At 70.8% G+C, this 14,428-nt stretch carries 15 protein-coding genes; 7 read left to right on the top strand and 8 right to left on the bottom strand.

Translation table 11 applies throughout. From position 1 onward, the window contains the following. Positions 1-26: 26 nt before the first annotated feature. Together OG714_RS37655 and OG714_RS37650 are read right to left on the bottom strand one after the other, a co-directional pair. Positions 27-932: an SDR family oxidoreductase gene (locus tag OG714_RS37655; protein WP_406127836.1), complete on the bottom strand. Its 906-nt coding sequence runs from the start codon at positions 930-932 to the stop codon at positions 27-29. Between the two features lie 61 nt (positions 933-993). Then, a complete protein-coding gene (locus OG714_RS37650; RefSeq protein ID WP_406127834.1) occupies positions 994-1,752 on the bottom strand; it encodes an SDR family oxidoreductase in 759 nt (252 codons plus the stop codon). An 85-nt stretch (positions 1,753-1,837) separates the two neighbouring features. On the opposite strand from OG714_RS37650, the gene OG714_RS37645 reads away from it, so the two are divergent. Genes OG714_RS37645 through OG714_RS37630 form a run of 4 tightly spaced genes read left to right on the top strand, consistent with a single transcriptional unit; the run spans position 1,838 to position 5,257 of the window. Beyond that, the gene (locus tag OG714_RS37645; protein ID WP_406127832.1) at positions 1,838-2,602 is read left to right on the top strand and encodes an enoyl-CoA hydratase family protein; all 765 of its coding nucleotides are present in this window, start codon (positions 1,838-1,840) and stop codon (positions 2,600-2,602) included. Continuing rightward, the gene (locus OG714_RS37640; RefSeq protein WP_406127830.1) at positions 2,599-3,447 is read left to right on the top strand and encodes a CoA transferase subunit A; all 849 of its coding nucleotides are present in this window, start codon (positions 2,599-2,601) and stop codon (positions 3,445-3,447) included. The genes OG714_RS37645 and OG714_RS37640 overlap by 4 nt, the downstream gene beginning before the upstream one ends. Next, a complete protein-coding gene (locus OG714_RS37635) occupies positions 3,447-4,205 on the top strand; it encodes a CoA-transferase subunit beta (RefSeq protein ID WP_406127829.1) in 759 nt (252 codons plus the stop codon). Before OG714_RS37640 ends, OG714_RS37635 begins: the two co-directional genes overlap by 1 nt. Beyond that, entirely contained in the window at positions 4,205-5,257 is a 1,053-nt protein-coding gene (locus OG714_RS37630; RefSeq protein WP_406127827.1) for an NAD(P)H-dependent flavin oxidoreductase, read from the top strand. Before OG714_RS37635 ends, OG714_RS37630 begins: the two co-directional genes overlap by 1 nt. Before the next feature lie 83 nt (positions 5,258-5,340). On the opposite strand, the gene OG714_RS37625 is transcribed toward OG714_RS37630, so the two are convergent. From OG714_RS37625 to OG714_RS37615, 3 genes are all read right to left on the bottom strand, one after another. Further along, complete coding sequence (locus OG714_RS37625) at positions 5,341-6,498, bottom strand: acetyl-CoA C-acetyltransferase (protein ID WP_406127826.1); 1,158 nt, start codon at positions 6,496-6,498, stop codon at positions 5,341-5,343. A gap of 26 nt (positions 6,499-6,524) precedes the next feature. Continuing rightward, positions 6,525-7,136, bottom strand: coding sequence for a TetR/AcrR family transcriptional regulator (locus OG714_RS37620; protein ID WP_406127824.1), 612 nt, complete (start codon positions 7,134-7,136; stop codon positions 6,525-6,527). A gap of 75 nt (positions 7,137-7,211) precedes the next feature. Next, positions 7,212-8,000, bottom strand: a complete 789-nt coding sequence (locus OG714_RS37615; RefSeq protein ID WP_406127823.1) for an SDR family oxidoreductase — start codon at positions 7,998-8,000, stop codon at positions 7,212-7,214. A 61-nt stretch (positions 8,001-8,061) separates the two neighbouring features. Between OG714_RS37615 and OG714_RS37610 the strand changes: the two genes are divergently transcribed. Together OG714_RS37610 and OG714_RS37605 are read left to right on the top strand one after the other, a co-directional pair. Continuing rightward, complete coding sequence (locus OG714_RS37610; protein WP_406127821.1) at positions 8,062-9,201, top strand: acyl-CoA dehydrogenase family protein; 1,140 nt, start codon at positions 8,062-8,064, stop codon at positions 9,199-9,201. Next, entirely contained in the window at positions 9,201-10,370 is a 1,170-nt protein-coding gene (locus OG714_RS37605) for an acyl-CoA dehydrogenase family protein (RefSeq protein WP_406127819.1), read from the top strand. Before OG714_RS37610 ends, OG714_RS37605 begins: the two co-directional genes overlap by 1 nt. Here the strand turns inward: OG714_RS37605 and OG714_RS37600 are convergent. From OG714_RS37600 to OG714_RS37590, 3 genes are read right to left on the bottom strand one after another with little or no spacing between them, the layout of a single operon-like run. Beyond that, on the bottom strand, positions 10,345-12,054 hold the full coding sequence (locus OG714_RS37600; protein WP_406127818.1) for a cytochrome bc complex cytochrome b subunit: 1,710 nt from the start codon (positions 12,052-12,054) through the stop codon (positions 10,345-10,347). The genes OG714_RS37605 and OG714_RS37600 overlap by 26 nt on opposite strands. 52 nt (positions 12,055-12,106) lie before the next feature. Continuing rightward, positions 12,107-12,679, bottom strand: a complete 573-nt coding sequence (locus OG714_RS37595; RefSeq protein WP_406127817.1) for a HutD family protein — start codon at positions 12,677-12,679, stop codon at positions 12,107-12,109. After that, positions 12,676-13,395: a vWA domain-containing protein gene (locus OG714_RS37590; protein ID WP_406127815.1), complete on the bottom strand. Its 720-nt coding sequence runs from the start codon at positions 13,393-13,395 to the stop codon at positions 12,676-12,678. Before OG714_RS37590 ends, OG714_RS37595 begins: the two co-directional genes overlap by 4 nt. Positions 13,396-13,510: 115 nt before the next feature. On the opposite strand from OG714_RS37590, the gene OG714_RS37585 reads away from it, so the two are divergent. Next, positions 13,511-14,347, top strand: coding sequence for a chitosanase (locus OG714_RS37585; protein WP_406127814.1), 837 nt, complete (start codon positions 13,511-13,513; stop codon positions 14,345-14,347). Positions 14,348-14,428 lie beyond the last annotated feature (81 nt).

The raw sequence follows: 14,428 nt of genomic DNA, 5'->3' as shown, positions 1-14,428 counted from the left end.
GTCCCTGGCCTGCGCCCACCCACCACCTACGCCCCGTACACCGCCCCCGGCACCCCCGCCTCCCCCAACAACTTCAGCACCGTCTCCCCCACTTCACCCACACTCCACCGCGCCCCCTTGTCCATACTGGGCCCGCCCCGCCACCCCTCCATCACAGTGACCCGCCCGCCCTCGGCCTCAAAAACCCGCCCGGTAACCCCAGCCCCCTCCCCGGACCCCAGCCACACCACCAACGGCGAGACGTTCTCCGGCGCCATCACGTCGAACCCGGAGCCGGGTGCGGCCATGGTCTCCGCGAAGGTGTGTTCCGTCATGCGGGTGCGTGCCGCGGGGGCGATCGCGTTGACCTGGACTCCGTAGCGGGCCAGTTCGGCCGCCGCGACCAGCGTCAGGCCGATGATGCCGGCCTTGGCGGCGCTGTAGTTGCCCTGCCCGACCGAGCCCAACAGCCCTGCTCCGCTACTGGTGTTGATGATCCGGGCGACCGGAGTACGGCCCGCTTTCGTCTCCGCACGCCAGTGTGCGGCGGCGTGTTTCAGGGGCAGGAAGTGACCCTTCAGATGAACGCGCATCACCGCGTCCCAGTCGTCCTCGTCGAGGTTGACGAGCATCCGGTCGCGCAGGTAACCCGCGTTGTTGACAAGGGTGTCGAGCCTCCCGTAGGTCTCCAGCGCGGTCGTCACCAGGGACGCGGCACCGGCGGTCGTGGCGATGTCACCGCCGTGGGCCACCGCTTCGCCGCCCGCCGCGCGGATCTCGGCGACGACCTGTGCGGCCGGGCTGTCGGGGTCCGGGGTGCCGTCGAGGCCGACGCCGAGGTCGTTGACGACGACTTGGGCGCCCTCGGCGGCGAAGGCGAGGGCGTGCGCGCGGCCGAGACCCCGGCCCGCGCCGGTGACGACGACGACCCGCCCGGCACAGATTCCGCTCATCACTTTCAACTCACCTCTCCGGTCAACTCACTTCTCCGGTCGACCCATGTCTCCGGTCAACTCACTTCTCCTTGTTGGCAGTTGCCGCGTCCAGGAACGCGGGCCGCTCCCCGCCCCCGTGCACCAGAAGGCTGGCCCCGCTGATGTACGCGGCGGCGTCGGAGGCCAGGAAGACCGCCGCCGCGCCGATGTCGGAGGGGGCGGCGAGCCGGCCGAGCGGGACGGTCCGGGAGACGGCCTCGATGGCGTCCTCACCGCCGTAGTGAAGGTGGGACAGCTCCGTGCGGACCATGCCGACGACGAGCGTGTTGACGCGGATGTCCGGCGCCCACTCCACCGCCATCGAACGGGCCAGGTTCTCAAGACCGGCCTTGGCCGCCCCGTACGCCGCCGAACCGGGCGAGGGGCGGCTGCCGCTGACACTGCCGATCATCACGACCGAGCCCTTGGCCCGCTTGAGGTGTTCGTACGCGGCGAGGGAGGCGGTGAGCGGGGCCAGGAGGTTCAACTCGATGATCCGCGCGTGCCGTTCGGCCTCCGCGTCGACCAGCGGGCGGTACGGCGCGCCGCCCGCGTTGTTGACGAGCACGTCGAGTCGGGGCAGCGCGCCGAAGAACTCCCGTACGGCGTCGGGGTCGCGCAGGTCGAGGGGCCTGAACTCGGTTCCCTCGACCGGGTCTTCGGGTGGTCTGCGCGCGCAGGTCAGCACGTCGGCACCGGCCTCGACGAAGGCCCGTGCGATACCGGCGCCGACGCCTCGGGTGCCGCCGGTGACGAGGACGGTTCTCCCGGCGAGTGACTGGTCGCGCGAGTTATCCACAGGGCCTCCCGCTCGGATTCTCCGGCTGCTAGCTTCGAAGCCTCGCACCTAACAAATGTTTGGTGGAAAGGTAGCTGATGCGTCCATGGGTGTCTCCACCTCGACCTCGAAAAAGGGACCCGAAAAAAACGGCGTCGCCGTCGTCACGGTCGACTACCCCCCGGTGAACGCACTGCCGGTGGACGGCTGGTTCGCCCTGGCCGACGCCGTGCGCGCGGCCGGGCGCGACCCCGACGTCCGCTGTGTCGTGCTGGCGGCCGAGGGGCGGGGCTTCAACGCGGGCGTGGACATCAAGGAGATACAGGCGCGAGGGCGGTCGGCCCTGGTCGGGGTGAACCGGGGCTGCTTCGAGGCGTTCGCGGCGGTCTACGAGTGCGAGGTGCCGGTCGTCGCGGCCGTGCAGGGGTTCTGTCTGGGCGGGGGCATCGGTCTGGTCGGCAACGCGGACGTGATCGTGGCGAGCGAGGACGCCACCTTCGGCCTGCCCGAGCTGGACCGGGGCGCGCTGGGCGCCGCCACGCATCTGGCCCGGCTGGTCCCCCAGCACCTGATGCGCGCCCTGTACTACACCTCGCGCACGGCGACGGCGGCCGAGCTGCACGCGCACGGCTCGGTGTGGCGGGTCGTACCGCGCGGTGAACTCCTGCCCGCCGCCCTGGAGTTGGCGGCCGAGATAGCCGCCAAGGACGGCGAGCTGATCCGCCTCGCCAAGTCCGCGATCAACGGCATCGACCCCGTCGACGTCCGCCGCAGCTACCGCTTCGAACAGGGCTTCACCTTCGAGGCCAACGTCAGCGGGGTGGCGGACCGGGTACGTGACACGTTCGGAAAAGAGGGTGGTGAGCAGTGACCGACAAGACGATGACCGCCGACGAGGTCGTCTCCCGACTGGCGAGCGGCATGACCCTCGGCATCGGCGGCTGGGGTTCCCGCCGCAAACCCATGGCCCTGGTGCGGGCGCTGCTCCGCTCGGACATCACCGACCTCACCGTCGTCTCGTACGGCGGCCCGGACGTCGGCATGCTCGCGGCGGCCGGCCGCATCCGCAAGCTGGTGGCCGCGTTCGTCACGCTCGACTCGATCCCCCTCGAACCGCACTACCGCGCGGCACGCGAGAGCGGAGCCTTCGAGTTGACGGAGGTCGACGAGGCCATGTTCATGTGGGGCCTGCGCGCGGCGGCGAACCGGCTGCCGTTCCTGCCGGTGCGCGCCGGGATCGGCTCGGACGTCATGCGGGTCAACCCCAGTCTGCGGACGGTGACTTCGCCGTACGAGGACGGGGAGACGTTCGTCGCGATGCCCGCGCTGCGGCTGGACGCGGCCCTGGTGCACGTCAACCGCGCCGACCGGCTGGGCAACGGGCAGTACCTGGGCCCGGACCCGTACTTCGACGACCTGTTCTGCGAAGCGGCGGACGCGGCCTATGTCTCCTGCGAACGGATCGTGGACACGGCCGAGTTGACCAAGGAGGCCCCGCCGCAGTCCCTACTGGTGAAGCGGCTGAGCGTGACCGGAGTCGTCGAGGCCCCCGGCGGCGCCCACTTCACCTCATGCGCTCCCGACCACGGCAGGGACGAGGCCTTCCAGCGGCTGTACGCGACGACACCCTGGGCGGAGTTCTCCGAACGCTTCCTGGCCGGTGACGAACAGGCCTACGAGTCGGCGGTGCGGAACTGGCAGGAGGAGCAAGGGTGATGGACGTTTCGCGAACGGACGTACCGCGTGGGGACGTACGGCGTTCCGAGTACTGCGTGATCGCCTGCGCGGAGGCGTGGCGCGACGCCGGTGAGATCCTCGCCAGCCCGATGGGCCTGATCCCGTCCGTCGGCGCGCGGCTGGCCCGGCTCACCTTCGCGCCGGATCTCCTGCTCACCGACGGCGAGGCGATGCTCGTCCGCCCGGACGGGACACCGGAGGGCTGGTTGCCGTACCGGCAGCACCTTGCCCTGGTGTCCGGTGGGCGGCGGCACGTGATGATGGGCGCGAGCCAGATAGACCGCTACGGCAACCAGAACATCTCGTGTATCGGCGACTGGGCGCGGCCGAAGCGGCAGTTGCTCGGAGTGCGCGGGGCGCCGATCAACACGCTGAACAATCCGACGAGTTACTGGATACCCCGGCACTCCCCGCGGGTGTTCGTGGAGAAGGTCGACATGGTGTGCGGGGTGGGGTACGACCGGGTCGCCGAGCACCCGGGGACGGCCCGCTTCCACCGCGTCCCCCGGGTCGTCTCCGACCTCGGTGTCTTCGACTTCGCGACCCCCGACCGCTCGATGCGGCTGGCCTCGCTGCATCCGGGGGTGGGTGTGGAGCAGGTGCGGGAGGCGACGGGCTTCGAGCTGGTCGTCCCGGACGAGGTGCCGTGGACCCGCGAGCCCACCCCGGACGAGTTGCGGCTGATCCGTGAAGTGATCGACCCGGCCGACTCCCGTCGCAGAGAAGTGAGTTCGTGATGGAGACCGCGCTGACCCGGCTGGTCGGGGTCCGGCATCCGATCGTGCAGACGGGCATGGGCTGGGTGGCGGGACCCCGTCTGGTGTCGGCCACGGCGAACGCGGGCGCGCTGGGCGTCCTCGCCTCCGCGACCATGACCACCGACCGGCTCCGGGACGCGATCCGCGAGGTCAAGTCCCGTACGCGGGAGCCGTTCGGGGTGAATCTGCGCGCCGACGCGACCGACGCCGGTGACCGGGTGCGGATCATGATCGAGGAGGGCGTACGGGTCGCGTCCTTCGCGCTCGCGCCGTCCGCCGAGCTGATCGCCGAGCTGAAGGAGGCGGGGGTCGTCGTGATCCCGTCGATCGGGGCGCGGCGGCACGCGGAGAAGGTCGCGGCGTGGGGCGCGGACGCGGTGATCGTGCAGGGCGGGGAGGGCGGCGGGCACACCGGGGAGGTGGCGACGACCGTGTTGTTGCCGCAGGTCGTGGACGCGGTGGACATACCGGTCGTGGCGGCCGGCGGGTTCTTCGACGGGCGGGGGCTGGTCGCGGCGCTGGCCTACGGGGCGGCGGGTGTCGCCATGGGCACCCGGTTCCTCCTCACCTCGGACTCGACAGTCCCGGACGCGGTGAAGGCGGCCTATCTGGCGGCGACGGTCAAGGACGTGACCGTCACGCGGGCGGTCGACGGCATGCCGCACCGCATGCTCCGTACGGAACTGGTCGACGCCTTGGAGAACTCCGGCCGTACGAGAACCCTGTTCCAGGCGGTGCGCCGGGCGGCGGGCTTCCGGCGGCTGTCCGGTCTGACCTGGCGGCGGATGATCCGCGACGGCCTCGCCATGAAGCACGGCAAGGAGCTGACCTGGAGCCAGGTCCTGCTCGCCGCGAACACGCCGATGCTGCTCAAGGCGTCGATGGTGGACGGGCGGACGGATCTCGGGGTGATGGCCTCCGGGCAGGTCGCCGGGCTGATCGACGACCTGCCGTCGTGCGCGGAGCTGGTGCAACGGGTGATGAAGCAGGCCGACGAGGTGCTGTGGACGCTGGTCCGGGCCGACGCCTGAACTCAGGGGGTGGGGTGGGGGGGTGGGGGGGGGGAGGGGCCCCCGGGGAGAAAGACAGGCAGCAAGGACGTCGCCCCCGCCGATCAGAGCCGTTCGATGATCGTCACGTTGGCCTGGCCGCCGCCCTCGCACATGGTCTGGAGGCCGAACCGGCCGCCGGTGCGCTCCAGTTCGTGCAGGAGGGTGGTCATCAGCTTGACGCCGGTCGCGCCGAGCGGGTGGCCGAGGGCGATCGCGCCGCCGTTGACGTTGACCTTCTCCGGGTCGGCGCCCGTCTCCTTCAGCCAGGCGAGGACGACGGGCGCGAAGGCCTCGTTGATCTCGACGAGGTCGATGGCGTCGATGGAGAGGCCGGTCTTCTTCAGGGCGTGGGCGGTGGCCGGGATGGGGGCCGAGAGCATGCGGATCGGGTCCTCGCCCCGGACGGAGAGGTGATGGACGCGGGCGCGGGGCGTCAGTCCGTGCTCCCGCACCGCCCGTTCGGAGGCGAGCAGCATCGCCGCCGCGCCGTCGGAGACCTGGGAGGAGCACGCGGCGGTGATGGTGCCGCCGGCGACGACCGGTTTCAGGCCGGCCATCTTCTCCAGGGAGGTGTCCCGCCGCGGGCCCTCGTCGACGCCGACCGCGCCGTAGGCGACCGTCTCCCGTTCGAAGCGGCCCTCGTCGATGGCGCGCAGGGCCCGCCGGTGCGAGCGGAGCGCGAACTCCTCCTGGTCCTGCCTGCTGATCCCCCACTTCGCGGCGATCATCTCGGCTCCGGCGAACTGGTTCACCGGCTGCGTCCCGTACCGCGCGCGCCAGCCCTCGCTGCCCGCGAAGGGGCCGTCCGTGAGGCCGAGCGGTTCGGCGGCCTGGCGGGAGGCGAAGGCGATGGGGATGAGGGACATGTTCTGGACGCCGCCCGCGACGACCAGGTCCTGGGTGCCGGACAGCACGCCCTGCGCCGCGAAGTGCACGGCCTGCTGCGAGGACCCGCACTGCCGGTCCACCGTCACGCCCGGCACCTCCTCGGGCAGCCCGGCCGCCAGCCAGGCGGTCCGCGCGATGTCCCCGGCCTGCGGCCCCACCGCGTCCAGACACCCGAAGACGACGTCCTCCACGGCGGCGGGATCGATCCCCGAGCGCGCGACCAGTTCCTTCAGCACATGCGCGCCGAGGTCGGCCGGATGCACCCCGCTGAGCCCTCCTCCGCGCCGCCCGACGGGCGTACGGACCGCTTCGACGATGTAGGCCTCGGCCATGTCAACTCCCCATACAGAACAGTGAGTTATGTGCGTACGGCGATCCCGTCCAGCACCATCGACAGGTACTGCCGGGCGATCTCCTCGGCGCTGTGCTGTCCGCCGGGCCGGTACCAGGACGCGGCGACCCACACTGTGTCGCGGACGAACCGGTAGGTGAGCCGGACGTCGAGGTCGGCGCGGAAGACCTGGGCGGCGACCCCGCGCTCCAGCGTGGACAGCCACGTCTTCTCGAACTTGCGCTGCGACTCGGCGAGGAACGCGAACCGCTCCTGCGCGACCAGTTGCCTGCTCTCCTTCTGGTAGATCGCGACGGCGGCGCGATGCCGGTCGATCTCCCGGAACGACTCGGTGACCAGGGCTTCGAGAGTCTGGCGGGGGCCCAACTCGGCGTCCAGGACGGTGTCGTAGCCGCCCCACAGCTCGTCGAGGAAGGTCCGCAGGATCTCCTCCAGCATCGATTCCTTGGAGTCGAAGTGGTAGTAGAGGCTGCCCGCGAGCATGCCCGCGTGGTCGGCGATCTTCCGGACGGTGGTGGCGTTGTACCCCTGCTCGGCGAAGACCTCGGCCGCCGTGTCGAGGAGTTCACGACGGCGGGCCGGAGCGGCGGTCACCGGGGGCTTCTTCTTGGTCGGCACGGACCCATTGTCGTGCCCCCGCCCCGGCCTCCCGTGCGGCCCCTCACCCACGCACTCGCCCACACCCTCGCGCCGCTACGCATGCTGGCTGCTCACGGAGACGACCTCGCCGGTCATGTACGAGGAGTAGTCCGAGGCCAGGAACACGATCACGTTGGCCACCTCCCAGGGCTCCGCGTACCGCCCGAAGGCCTCGCGCGCGGTGAGCTCGGCCAGCAGCTCGGGTGTCGTCACCTTCACGAGGTGCGGGTGCATGGCGAGGCTCGGCGAGACCGCGTTGATCCGCACCCCGTACTCGGCGGCCTCGATCGCCGCGCACCGGGTCAGTGCCATCACGCCCGCCTTGGCCGCCGCGTAGTGCGCCTGTCCGGCCTGGGCGCGCCAGCCGACGACCGAGGCGTTGTTGACGATCACCCCGCCGCCGGTCCCGCGCATCGCGCGCAGGGCGGCCCGGGTGCAGCGGAAGGTGCCGTTCAAGGTCACGTCCAGCACCTTCGACCACTGCTCGTCCGTCATGTCGACGAGGTCCGAAGTGCCGCCCAGGCCCGCGTTGTTGACGACGACGTCGAGGCGTCCGTGCGCGGCGACGGCCGCGTCGAACAGGGCTTGCACCTGGGCCTCGTCGGTGACGTCGCACGGCAGCGCGGCCACCGCCTCCGACCCGAACTCCCCGGCCAGCTCGGCCTCGTACTCCTTGAGCCGTCGCGCGTGCGCGTCGCTGATCAGCACGCGCGCGCCCTCCTGGAGGAAGCGGCGCGCGGTGGCGCCGCCGATGCCCGCGCCGGCGGCGGCGGTGACGACGGCGGTGCGCCCCTTCAGCAGCCCGTGCCCGGGGACGTATGCCGGACTCTCGACGCCTGTCATGGGCCCACGCTAACCTACCAAACACTTGTTAGGGAAGGACTGTTGGGGAAGGACGGCCGCGATGGACCTCGACTTCACGCCTGCCCAGGAGGCGTTCCGCGCCGAGGCCCGCGCCTGGCTGCGCGCGCATGTGCCGGCCGTGCCCCTCCCCTCCCTGGAGACCGAGGAGGGCTTCGCCGCGCACCGCGTGTGGGAGGCCCGACTGGCCGCGGACCGTTGGTCGGTGGTGTCCTGGCCGGAGGAGTACGGCGGCCGGGGCGTGGACATCGTGCGGTGGCTGGTCTTCGAGGAGGAGTACTACGCGGCCGGCGCCCCGGGCCGGGTCGGCCAGAACGGCATCAACCTGCTCGCCCCGACCCTCTTCGACCACGGCACGCGGGAGCAACGCGCGCGCGTGCTGCCGTCGATGGCGACGGGTGAGGTGGTGTGGGCGCAGGCGTGGTCGGAGCCGGAGGCGGGTTCGGACCTGGCCTCGCTCACCTCGCGGGCGGTGCGCACGGGCGGGGGCTGGCTGCTGAGCGGTCAGAAGACGTGGTCGTCGCGCGCGGCCTTCGCGGACCGCGCGTTCGGCCTGTTCCGCAGCGAGCCGGACACCCCGAAGCCCCAACAGGGCCTGACCTACCTGATGTTCGACCTGCGCGCGCCCGGTGTCACGGTCCGTCCGATCGGCCGCCTCGACGGAAAACCGGCCTTCGCGGAGCTGTTCCTGGACGAGGTGTTCGTCCCCGACGAGGACGTGATCGGCGAGCCGGGCCAGGGCTGGCGGGTCGCCATGTCGACCGCGGGCAACGAACGCGGGCTCACCCTCCGCTCCCCCGGCCGCTTCCTCGCCTCCGCCGACCGTCTCCTCAACCTCTGGCAGGCGCAGGGCAGTTCACTCACCACCAGGGACCAGGTGGCCGACGCCGTGATCGGCGCCCGCGCCTACCAGCTCTTCACCTACGCCAACGCCTCCCGTTTCCTCGACGGCGAGTCCATCGGCCCGGAGTCCAGCCTGAACAAGGTCTTCTGGTCCGAGTACGACATCGCGCTGCACGAGACGGCTCTCGAACTGCTCGGCGAGGACGGTGAGTTCGCGGACACCGACTGGTCCGAGGGGTATGTCTTCTCCCTCGCGGGACCCATCTACGCCGGTACGAACGAGATCCAGCGCGACATCATCGCCGAGCGCCTGCTCGGCCTGCCGAAGGGCCGCCGCTGATGCGCTTCCTCCTCGACCCCGAACAGCGGGCGTTCGCCGACTCGTTGAACGCGATGTTGACGGCAGCGGAGACTCCGTCGGTCGTACGGGCGTGGAGTCGCGGCGAGCATGCGAGCGGGCGCGCGTTGTGGCGCCGTGTCGCCGGGGCGGGGGTGTTCGCGCTGGCGGTTCCGGAGGCGTACGAGGGGCTGGGCCTCCGGCCGGTCGAACTCGCCGTGGCGTTCGTGGAGTTGGGGCGGCACGCGGTTCCGGGGCCGCTGGTGGAGACGGTCGCGGCGGCGACGTTGCTGACCGCCCTGGACGACTCGGCTCCGGCCAAGCGGCTGTTGCCCGCGCTGGCCTCCGGCGAGTCGACGGCAACGCTGGCGACAGGGCGGTACGCGCTGGACGCGGACATGGCGGACGTACGGCTGACGGCCCGGGCGGCGCGGGGTCCGATGGGACGGGCCGCGGGAGAGGCGGGCGTAGTGCCGGCGGCGTCGGGCGAGTTGGCGTCCCGCGCTGCGGAGTCGGCGCCCCCGGCGGGTGAGTCGGCGGCGGAGTCGCGGCCCACCACGTTGTCCGCCGACGCGCCCCCTGCGGCCGAGCTGCGGCTGACGCCCCCGCCCGGCGACACACTCCCGGCGGCCGAGCCGCACGCGTCCCTCGACCCCGCCCGCCGCCTCTTCCGCACCCCCACCGGGGGTGAACTCCTCGCCGTCGGCCCGCAGGTGACCGCCGCCGTCGCCCACGCCCTCACCTGGGCCCGCCTGGCCACCGCCGCCCAGGCCCTCGGCGTCGGACTCGCGCTGCTCGACAGCACGGTCGGCTACGTCAGGCAGCGCACGCAATTCGGGGTGCCCATCGGCTCGTTCCAGGCGGTCAAGCATCAACTGGCCGACGCGAAGATCGCGTTGGAGTTCGCGCGCCCCCTGGTCTTCGGCGCCGCGCTCACCATGACGGAGTCGGACGTGGCGGCCGCGAAGGTCACGGCGTGCGAGGCGGCGTACAGGACCGCCCGCACGGCGCTTCAACTGCACGGCGCGATCGGCTACACCGCGGAGTACGACCTGTCGCTGTGGCTGACCAAGGCCCGTGCCCTGCGCACGAGTTGGGGCAGTCCGGGCGAGTGCAGGGCGGCCGTGCTCGGTGTTCCCGGTGACGTCAGTGGTGGTGGTCGCCGCTCGTGAGTTCCTTGTACTCCTCCGCCGTCGGCTTCGGGATGCGGGCCTCGGGCCCGAACATCGCCTTGGCGAGACGGGCCCGTACCCGCTGCCCGCCCTTGACCTGCCGCTCGACACCGTTCGCGTCGACGAGCGGGCCGATCGCGTAGGGCGGTTCCTGTTCGTGCTGGGTGAGCCTGAACCGCTCGTCCGCGGTGAGGGGTTCGTGGACCTCGACGTACTCGCCGTGCGGCAGCATCTTGATGAGGCCGGACTCGCGGCCGTGCAACACCTTGTCCCGGTCCCGGCGTTGGAGCCCGAGGCAGATCCGTTTGGTGATCAGGAACGCGACGACCGGCATGACGAAGAAGGAGATCCGCACGAACCAGGTGATCGCGTTGATCGACAGCTGCAGATGTGTGGCCACGACGTCGTTGCCGCCGCCGATCAGCAGTACCGCGTACAGACTCAGCCAGGCCACCCCGAGCCCGGTGCGCACGGGCATGTTGCGCGGCCGGTCCAGGATGTGGTGTTCGCGTTTGTCGCCGGTGATCCAGGCCTCGATGAACGGGTAGGCGCCGATGGCGGCGAGGATCAGCGGGAAAAGCGTGAAGGGGATGAAGACGCCCAACTCCAGTGTGTGGCCCCAGGCGTTGATCTCCCATCCCGGCATCACCCGGATCAGTCCCTCGGAGAAGCCGAGGTACCAGTCGGGCTGGGCGCCGGTCGTCACCAGGTCCGGCCGGTACGGTCCGAAGGCCCACACGGGGTTGATGCTGGCGATCCCGCCCATGACCGCGAGGACGCCGAAGACGAGGAAGAAGAAGCCGCCCGCCTTGGCGGTGTAGACGGGCAGGAACGGGCTGCCGACCACGCTCTTCTCGTCGCGTCCGGCGCCGGGGTACTGCGTGTGCTTGTGGTAGAAGACCAGGATCAGATGCGCGACCACCAGGCCCAGCATGATCCCCGGCAGCAGCAGGACGTGGATCGGGAAGAGCCGCGAGATGATGTCGTGCCCCGGGAACTCCCCGCCGAACAGGAACATCGACATGTACGTGCCGACGATCGGCACGGACAGGATCGCGCCGTCCGCGAAGCGGATGCCGGTGCCGGACAGCAGGTCGTCGGGGAGCGAGTAGCCGGTCAGCCCGGTGATGATGCCGAGGAACAACAGGGTCCAGCCGAACACCCAGTTGACCTCGCGCGGCTTGCGGTAGGCGCCGGTGAAGAACACCCGCATCATGTGGATGAGCATGCCGGCGATGAAGACGACGGCCGCCCAGTGGTGGATCTGCCGGATCAGCAGCCCGCCGCGCACGTCGAAGCTGATGTCGAGCGTGGACTCGAAGGCCCGGGTCATCGGGATGCCGTTCAACGGCGCGTAGGAACCGTGGTAGATGACCTCGACGCCGCTGGGCTCGAAGAACAGGGTGAGATAGATGCCGGTGAGGATCAGGATGAGGAAGCTGTAGAGGCAGATCTCACCCAGCATGAAGGACCAGTGGTCCGGGAAGACCTTGCGCATATTGGACTTGGCGATCGCGTACAGCCCGAGCCGTCCGTCCGCCCAGTCGGCGAGTTTCTCCCCTTTGCCGGCCTCGGGGCGCCGCCCGGCGTCCACCGATCCGTTCGCCGAACGGCCGCCGTTCACCGAGCCGTTCACCGGACGTGCGGGATCCGTCGCTCCGTTCACCGATCGTGCGCCGTCCATGCGTGGGCCGCCCTCCCCGTCGGTTCACCGACAGGGTGCCACGGTGGACGGGCTAAGCCAACGGTGCGTCAGCACACAGCACAGGCCCGCTGATTCCGATCACGGCGGTTCGGCCGTGCGCGTGCAGCAGTGCCTCCTCGCCGCCCAACTGGACGGCGTCGTAAGGCCGGAGGGTCAGTCCGGCGACCTCGGCGGTCCCGTCCAGTGCCACCACCAGCACGTCCGCGCCCACCCGCAGTCGTCCGCGGACCACGGCCACCGTGGGGGTCGTAGGGCCGGCGCCCCTGCGCCACATCACGTTGAGGTTGACGACGGGGCCGTCCAGCAGGCGGCAGTCGGTCGGTACGTCGCCTCTGAAGTCCCTTGGTGCGTAACGGGTGTTGACGAGGTGCCGGGTGCCGTCGACGGTGAGGTCCATGCCCGCGCCCTCGACCACGGTCAGGGTCCGGTCGACGTCGGGAAAGGCCGAGAACGGTCCGTCCGCCGCGACCTCGGCGAGGCTCACCCGCCACACGAAGTCGTCCATGCCCGCGCCCTCGGGCGAGGCGGCGATCTCGCGCGTCACACCGCCACCGTTCTTCCAGGGCACGGCGGTTCGGGCCGAGGCGGGCAGGGCGCGGATCACTGGACGATCCTCCGCTCCCGTGCCGTCGACAGCCACTGCGGGAACTCGCCCACCAGCCGGTCGTAGAGCTCCTCGTCGGACATCCTCAGCGGATCCGAACCGGCGTGGAAGAAGCCCGCGTTGTCGACCGCCCGCTTCTGCGGCACCGCCAACTCGTCGAGTCTGCGCAGGAATTCGAACTGCTTGCTCTTCGCGTCGCCGAACCCGACGAACTGCCAGAACATCGGGAGCTTCGCGGCCTTGCACACGTACCGTTCGGCGGCGAGCTTGTTGATCGGTCCGCCGTCGGTCTGGAAGACGACGAGGGCGGGGTCCTTGGCGCCGCTGTCGAGATAGTGGTCGATGACGGCGTCCATGGCCAGGTGGTAACTGGTCTTGCCCATGTGCCCGAGCCCGGCGACGATCCGCTCGATCCGGCCTTCGTGGTCGGCGAGGGCGATGTCCGTGACGGCGTCGACGTCGGTCGAGAAGAATATGACCGGCACGGTCCCGTCGTCGTCGAGGTGCGCCGACAGGCCCAACACCCGGTCGGCGAGCGCCTGGACGCTGCCGTCCTTGTAGTACGGCTTCATGGAGCCCGAGTAGTCGACCACGAGGTAGACCGCGGCGCGCTGTCCGTCCAGGCCGTGTTTGCGCAGTGAGACCCCGGCGCTCTTGTAGAGGCTGACCAGCGCGGGCGCGGTCTCCTCGACCTTGCTGAGCGAGATCGCGGCCACGGGGGCTCCCTTCGGATCACGACGAAAAGGCTGAGATTACGCCACGGTGGTGCCGCGGGAGCAATGTCCCCCCAACCCCGGAATAAGGGACGTAACCGCACTTACGCTGGGCCCCATGAAACGCGCCGGCGTCCTGATGCTCGCCGCCGTACCCGTCGTCCTCGCGGCGACGGCCTACGGCTCCTCACCCACCGCCCACGACGACCCGCGGCCGGGGGCTCCCTCGGCCGCGCAGCAGCGGCGAGCACCCGAGGGCCTGGCCGCGCCGGCCATGAAGAACCTCGCGCAGGAGCTGGTGGCCAGCGCCGAGAACTCGACGCTGGACTGGCGCAGCGCGTACGCCTACATCCAGGACATCGGCGACGGACAGGGCTACACGGCGGGCATCATCGGCTTCTGCACCGGCACCCACGACCTGCTCGTCCTGGTCGAGCGCTACACCGCGGCCCACCCCGGCAACGGCCTCGCCCGCTACCTCCCCGCCCTGCGCAAGGTCGACGGCACGGACTCCCACCAGGGCCTGGACCCCGGCTTCCCGGCCGCGTGGCGCGCCGAGGCGAAGGTCCCCGCCTTCCATGCGGCCCAGGACGCGGAGCGCGACCGCATCTACTTCGACCCCGCCGTCAGCGCCGCCAAGCGCGACGGCCTGGGTCCGCTCGGCCAGTTCATCTACTACGACGCGATGGTCTTCCACGGCCCCGGCACGGACGGCTTCTACGGCATCCGCGAGCGCGCGACGCAGCGGGTCAAGCCCCCTGCCGAAGGCGGTTCCGAGAAGGCCTACTTGAGCGCCTTCCTGGACGTCCGGCGCGCCACGATGCAGGCCAAGCACCCCGGCATCGACACCTCACGCATCGACACGGCCCAGCGGAAGTTCCTGGACGAGGGGAACCTGAGCCTGCGGACACCGCTGGTGTGGAAGGTGTACGGCGAGACGTACAAGGTGCCCTAGCAGGACGGAAGTTGGACCCGGACATACGGCGACGCCTGCCCGTGTCCGGTCGGGGACAAGGCAGGCGCCGTCTCGTGCTCC

Origin of the sequence: Streptomyces sp. NBC_00989 (assembly GCF_045162655.1) — a bacterium.
Taxonomy (GTDB): domain Bacteria; phylum Actinomycetota; class Actinomycetes; order Streptomycetales; family Streptomycetaceae; genus Streptomyces.
This window is presented reverse-complemented; position numbering and strand designations above follow the sequence as displayed.

Bases quoted from the DNA above. Each gene is read 5' to 3' on its own strand.
- OG714_RS37655 (WP_406127836.1), bottom strand. From the start codon at position 932: ATGAGCGGAATCTGTGCCGGGCGGGTCGTCGTCGTCACCGGCGCGGGC.
- OG714_RS37645 (WP_406127832.1), top strand. From the start codon at position 1,838: ATGGGTGTCTCCACCTCGACCTCGAAAAAGGGACCCGAAAAAAACGGC.
- OG714_RS37635 (WP_406127829.1), top strand. From the start codon at position 3,447: ATGGACGTTTCGCGAACGGACGTACCGCGTGGGGACGTACGGCGTTCC.
- OG714_RS37630 (WP_406127827.1), top strand. From the start codon at position 4,205: ATGGAGACCGCGCTGACCCGGCTGGTCGGGGTCCGGCATCCGATCGTG.
- OG714_RS37625 (WP_406127826.1), bottom strand. From the start codon at position 6,498: ATGGCCGAGGCCTACATCGTCGAAGCGGTCCGTACGCCCGTCGGGCGG.
- OG714_RS37615 (WP_406127823.1), bottom strand. From the start codon at position 8,000: ATGACAGGCGTCGAGAGTCCGGCATACGTCCCCGGGCACGGGCTGCTG.
- OG714_RS37610 (WP_406127821.1), top strand. From the start codon at position 8,062: ATGGACCTCGACTTCACGCCTGCCCAGGAGGCGTTCCGCGCCGAGGCC.
- OG714_RS37605 (WP_406127819.1), top strand. From the start codon at position 9,201: ATGCGCTTCCTCCTCGACCCCGAACAGCGGGCGTTCGCCGACTCGTTG.
- OG714_RS37600 (WP_406127818.1), bottom strand. From the start codon at position 12,054: ATGGACGGCGCACGATCGGTGAACGGAGCGACGGATCCCGCACGTCCG.
- OG714_RS37585 (WP_406127814.1), top strand. From the start codon at position 13,511: ATGAAACGCGCCGGCGTCCTGATGCTCGCCGCCGTACCCGTCGTCCTC.